This window comes from Zarconia navalis LEGE 11467 (assembly GCF_015207075.1).
GTDB lineage: Bacteria > Cyanobacteriota > Cyanobacteriia > Cyanobacteriales > Geitlerinemataceae > Zarconia > Zarconia navalis.
This window is the reverse complement of record NZ_JADEXN010000327.1, coordinates 1-6,183: the sequence shown is the minus strand read 5'-3', so window position 1 is coordinate 6,183 and position 6,183 is coordinate 1. Positions and strand designations below refer to the sequence as shown.

At 47.7% G+C, this 6,183-nt stretch carries 4 protein-coding genes; 2 read left to right on the top strand and 2 right to left on the bottom strand.

Annotation, left to right across the window (positions count from 1 at the left end; genetic code table 11):
- A partial coding sequence (locus IQ235_RS16020) for an acyltransferase family protein (RefSeq protein ID WP_264322441.1) occupies positions 1-479 on the bottom strand: 479 nt, incomplete at its 3' end.
- A 325-nt stretch (positions 480-804) separates the two neighbouring features.
- Between IQ235_RS16020 and IQ235_RS16015 the strand changes: the two genes are divergently transcribed.
- Positions 805-1,089: a DUF3288 family protein gene (locus tag IQ235_RS16015; RefSeq protein WP_264322440.1), complete on the top strand. Its 285-nt coding sequence runs from the start codon at positions 805-807 to the stop codon at positions 1,087-1,089.
- 347 nt (positions 1,090-1,436) lie between these two features.
- Positions 1,437-5,015 (top strand): PAS domain S-box protein, encoded by a 3,579-nt coding sequence (locus tag IQ235_RS16010; RefSeq protein WP_264322439.1) that lies wholly within the window; start codon positions 1,437-1,439, stop codon positions 5,013-5,015.
- Between the two features lie 72 nt (positions 5,016-5,087).
- Here the strand turns inward: IQ235_RS16010 and hflX are convergent.
- The coding region (gene hflX, locus IQ235_RS16005; RefSeq protein WP_264322438.1) for a GTPase HflX at positions 5,088-6,183 on the bottom strand (1,096 nt) is incomplete at its 5' end.

Below are 6,183 nucleotides of genomic sequence, written 5' to 3'. Positions count from 1 at the left end.
AAATAATGGCGCGGTTTAGAGCATTTTCTCAGCATCCCATACAGCCAGGGAAACAATAAATACGCTCCCACAATCAACGGAACGTACCAAAAGGCTCCGGTGCCGCCGCCTATAAATTGCTCGAAGAAATTATTAAGCAGAAAAAGATCTAAAAGTGTTTTAAAGATCCCGGATTCTATTCCAGGTCTAGGACCTAAATTTAAAAATAACAAAAAGGGAACAGAAGCAATAACGGCAATCCAATAAGCGGGAAATATTCTTTTAAATCGCTTATAAAACCAAGGTTTCCAATTTCCTTGGCGGTCGGATTTTAAACTAGAGTATGCTAAACCAAATCCACTGAGAATTAAAAAAATGTGGACTCCTTGCCAACCAAACCAACCACTTTTAAAGTGGACTAAAACAATCCAAAAAATAGCAAATCCTTTACAGAAATTCGTTAATTTTAAAATTTGAGAGGACTCTGTATTTCTTTGCATAACTTATATTTTTATTTTTGAAACTTAAATAAAATTAACGATCTGTCGTTATGCTAGCGTCTCATTTTTGACAAATTGTTTAGATGTCGTAAATATCGATCGCTGAATGTTAAAGATTTAATAAACCTCACATAAAGATTTTTTCCCCGAATCCATGTACTCATCTAGCAGGAAGTACGTGGGATGAAGCGAAACCTCATAGCTCGATCGAGACTTTAAGTTTACAGATATTAAAAATTATGATGCGGATACTCTAAACAGTCGTTTTGGGTATCCCGTATTTTAAAATTTTCATATAAAGTATCAAAAATCTGAGAACGCGATCGTGGAAGAGCAACAGCATCCTCAAGCTCGAAAAGACAGAAATATTGTAAATACCCTTCTGGTTGAAGATCCCACTAACCATAATCTTGCAGAACTCGCTCGCTTGCGAATCCGCTATCGTGGGTTTCCCGGTGCTAGAGACATTCAAGCAGATTTAGATAAAGTCTTACAAAATTGGCAGTTTACTGAAGACATTTTATTTGAAAAAACGCGACAACTTCATAGAACTGGGAGCGTTTATTCTCAAGTTCGCAGCAACAAGCGAGATGAAGAAGATTGGAGTTAAGTATTTTACTTACGCTAAAGTACGGAACTCATTATCCGAAAAACCACATATTTAACTAAATCATTCATGCGTAAAATTGCATTGGCAATTCCGATCTAATCGATCGATAATAGAATTAAAGTCAAAATTAAATAGGTTTAGTATGATTTTCATATTGCTCTTAAATAGAACGACCATTCAATTAATTATTTCTTCTTGATTTGAAAATATTTTCTAGAAGATGTTAAGCTTGCCATCTTTGAAGATGAATTTTAATCGAATCTATATAAATTTAATGCATCTATGAAAAGGTGTTGGATTCCTTTTTTCGTAGTACTTTTTATTTTTTAAAACTATCCGAGTTTGTCATGCTATCAGATCGTTTGCTTGAGTGTTCGCTAAATGGTTATTCGCCTGACCGTACCCGTTCGATCGAAGTGGCGATCGACCCCCACGAAATCGTTTGCGCGCCACCAACAGCATCAGCATCGGAACTGACACAGTTAATAGCAGAACGAGATGTGAGTTGCGTGGCAATTATCGAAGAATCACAGACGGCAAACTCCAAAGAAAAGCCCCTCAAGCCCGTCGGCATTTTGACCGCTCGCGATCTTGTGAAATGGCACTTCCACAACTGCGAAAATCCTGGCGCGCAAGGGGCGATCGGGTCACCCCTCTATTGCCTGAGTTCGACGGATACTCTGGCGATTGCCGATCGCCAAATGCAGTCTCTCGGAGTGCAGTATCTTGGGGTGTGCGACGATCGCGGCGAATGGATGGGTTTGGTGACACCAACGAGCTTGCTACGGGCAATGGATCTCGGTCAATTCTACCCGAGCGAGATAGAAATAGAAGCCCGAAAGCAAGAATCCGAAGAGCTAGAACGACGAGTGGGCCAGCTCGAACTCGAAAAAATAGAGCTGCTGCGGGATCTTGAAGTGGAAGTGGAACGACAAGTCCGAGAGCGCACTATCGAACTTCAAAGGCAAGTAGATGTACTTGCTGAGTCGGTGCGCAAACGTACCCAGTCTCAGTCGGCAGAAATGGCTTTGAAAGAAAGCGAGCAGAAGTTTCGCCAATTGGCTGAAAATATTCGCGAAGTTTTTTTCATTCACGATGCCAAATCTTTCCAAGCTATTTACATCAGTCCCGCATTCGAGGAGATTTGGGGATTTTCGAGCGCTCGCGTTTATGAAAACTCCTTTGCGTGGCTCGATGTCGTCCACCCCGAAGATCGCGATCGCGTTGTCGCCGCAGCCCAGCAGCGAGGGAGTAAAACCGCTTTCGAGCGAGAATATCGAATCATCAGACCCGATGGCGAAATTCGCTGGATTCGGGAGCGCAGTTTTCCGGTGCGAGACGATTCGGGAGCGATTTATCGACTGGCGGGGATTGCGGAAGATATCACCGAGCGCAAGTTAGCGCAAGAAGCCCTCGAACAACTCAACCAACAACTCGAAACCATCGTCGAGCAGCGCACCCGCCTGTTGAAACAGACGAACGAGCGCCTCCAAGCCCAGATAAGCGAGCGCCAGCAAATCGAAAGCGAAATCGCCACCCGAGCAAAACAGCAAGCGATCGTTGCCGAATTAGGTCAACAAGCACTCCTGGGAACCGATCTACACCTTCTGGTTCAGCAAATTGTCATCCAGGTTGCTGCTGGGTTAGGCGTAGATTATTGCAAGATGTTGGAAATTTTACCCGATGCTCGATCGTTGCTGACCGTGGGGATGCAGAGCGATTCTGAAGCCGACGGAATTTTGCTCGATCGCGAACCCCTAGCCCAGGGCAGTTGGGAAGTCGATGACCTCACCCAACAACCTAGATTCTCCCATGGCGACGGCAGTAGCAGTTTGAGCGTCGCCATTCAAGGGACAACCTCGTGCTTTGGCGTATTGGGTGCCTATAATCATCAACCGCGCACGTTTACCCAGGACGATATTTATTTTCTTCAAAGTGCGGCAAACGTGTTGGCAGCCGCAATCGAACGCCAGCAGTCTCAGACGGCACTGCAGGAGAGCGAGGCGCAATACCGACGGACGATCGAGACTGCTGCCGAGGGAATTTGGATGCTCGATGCCGATCGCAAAACCACCTTCGTAAACCCCCGAATGGCGGCTATGCTCGGCTATGGCGCGGAAGAAATACTCGACCGCCAGATGTCAGATTTTATGGATGATGCCCCAAGGGAAATCGCCACGGAGCATTTCGGACAGCACGATCGCAAACCAAGCGATCGAAACGACTTTAAATTCCGCCGTCAAGACGGTTCGACACTCTGGGCGATCGTCTCGGCAACACCCATCTTCAGCCCGACAGGCAAGTATTCCGGGGCGCTGATGATGCTCACCGATATTACCGATCGCAAACGGGCTGAGGCCGCGATCGAGCGCCAGCATCTGATGTCGCAACTATTTGCCGAAATCGCTCTGAAGATTTGTCGATCGCTCCAACTCGATGACATCCTCCAAACAACAGTAACGGAGGTGCAAAAAATCCTCGATTGCGATCGGGTTTTGATTTATCGGTTATTGCCCGATGGTTTGTACGTGAAGGCAGAAGCCCTTGTGCCCCCACACTCAGCACTGCTCGACCTTTATTTGCCCCCAGAAGCATTTCCCGGCTTGCCCCAGCAATCTTACCGAGAGGGAAAAGTGACGGCAATTAACGATGTGGAGCAAACCTATTGCGCCTACGCGCCTCATATCTATGAGTTAATGCAGCAATGGGGAGTGAAAGCCAAATTGATGGTGCCGATTCTCCAACAGGACACCGTTTGGGGATTTATCATCGCTCATCAATGTTCGACCGCCCGACAGTGGACGGACTTTGAAACAGAATTGCTCGAGCAATTAGCCGATCGTGTTGGCATTACCGTCGCCCAAGCCCAGTTACTTACAGCCCGTCAGGAAAGCGAAGCTCGATTCCGCGCCATGTTCGAGCAAGCGGCAGTGGGCATCGTTCAGAACGATCTCGACGGGCGATTTATCCGGTGCAATCAAAAGTCTGGCGCTATTCTCGGTTATCCTTGCGAAGAATTACTCGCCAAAACCCTAAAAGAAATTAGCGATCCCGAGGATCTTGCCCTCGAACGGGACTCGATCGAGCAATTGCTGTGCGATGACATTCAAACATTTTCGGTAGAACAGCGCTTCATTCGTAAAAATGGCTCGATCGTTTGGGTGAACATAACAGTCTCTCTGGTTCGTACGTCTTTAGGGAAACCCGACTATTTTATTAGCGTTATGGAAGATGTTAGCGATCGCAAAGCTGCGCTGTCCGAACGCCAACAAGCTCAAGCCAAACTAGAAGCATCGCTCTACGAAAAGGAGATATTACTCAAAGAAATTCACCATCGCGTCAAGAATAATTTGTATATTATTTCCAACTTGCTGGATTTGCAATCGGAAACCCTAGAAGACGATATCAGTAAAAAATTATTTGCCGACAGTCAAAATCGCCTGCAAACTATGGCACTGATTCACGAGCAGCTCTATAAATCCACCGATTTGGCAACGATCGATTTCACAGAGTACGTTCGGAATCTAGTCAATAACTTGTACTATTCTTACAATACGACTGGAGGAGAAATTGACGTTTCCATTAAAGCCGATTCATTGCTCGTTAATTTAGAAACGGCAATTCCCTGCGGACTGCTCATCAACGAGCTGATGACCAATTCCTTTAAATATGCATTCCCTGGAGAAACTTCGGGAGAAATTACCATTCAGCTCTATGGCGATCGGGATGACAAAATCAACTTAATCGTTCGCGACAATGGCATTGGAATTCCCGAAGAGATTGACTGGCAAGATACATCCTCTTTGGGATTGCGGCTGGTCAATATTTTAGCCGAACAGTTGGAAGGTAATATCGCTCTCGATCGCCAAGATGGAACTTCGTTTCATTTAGTCTTTCGCGAACTCAAATATGAAGAACGCTTTTAAGAAATAGCTCTGACTTCGATGGATGAAATCCGATGACCGATGGTTCGCGAAGGATCGCGATCGCATCAAAGATTAAGCCGAAGATTCTGCATAGTCTACCAACAGCGAAATCCGCTGGCGCAATGTCGTCAACCCCAAATTATTCGCCGCTGAAATAAATGCCCCTTGGGGAAATTCCTCCTGGGCTACAGCTAGCGTATCGCTATCCACCCGATCGATCTTATTAAACACCACCAAAATCGGTCCGGGCGCAACGGGCATTTCCGAGAGAATATCCATCACCGATCGAATATGACTCTGCCACGCCGGATGAGACAAATCGACGACGTGCAGCAAAGCATCCGCTTCGGTTACCTCCTCGAGGGTTGCCCGAAATGCATCCACCAAAGCCGGGGGCAACTCGTGGATGAACCCCACCGTATCCGTGAGCAAGATTTGGTGCAACTCCCCCGTATCCGCATCGGGAACCGCAAAGCGGCGCGTGGTGGGGTCGAGGGTGGCAAACAATTGGTCGGCCGTGTAAATCTCGGCATTCGTCAGGGTGTTGAGTAGCGTAGACTTGCCCGCGTTGGTATATCCCACCAAGGCCACCGAGGGCACTTCCTGGTGCTGGCGGCGCTGGCGCATCCGTCCGCGATGGGCTTGGAGTCGATCGACCTGTTCTTGCAATCGAGAAATACGACGGCTGATGGCGCGGCGTTCGGTTTCTAGCTTCGTTTCCCCCGGTCCTCGGGTGCCGATGCCGCCGCCGAGTCGAGACATGGCTTGCCCCCGTCCCGTCAGCCGAGGCAGGGTATATTCGAGTTGCGCCAACTCCACCTGCAATTTCCCCGCTTGAGACTGGGCGCGTTGAGCGAAGATATCTAAAATTACTTCCGTGCGATCGACCACTTTAATCCCGATTTTGGCTTCGAGGTTGCGGACTTGGGCGGGGGAGAGATCGCGATCGAAGACCACCAAATTTGCACCTAACGTTTGGGCTGCCAAGGCAAGCTCTTCAATTTTTCCCTCTCCGACAACCGTTCGGGGATGAGGGCGCGATCGCTTCTGCTGCATGGTTTGCAACACCACCCCCCCGGCGGTATCGACCAATCGAGTGACCTCCGCCAACCCCTCTTGGAACTGGAGGGCATTGATGCCATTCGTTTGTACCCCCACCAGCAAGACG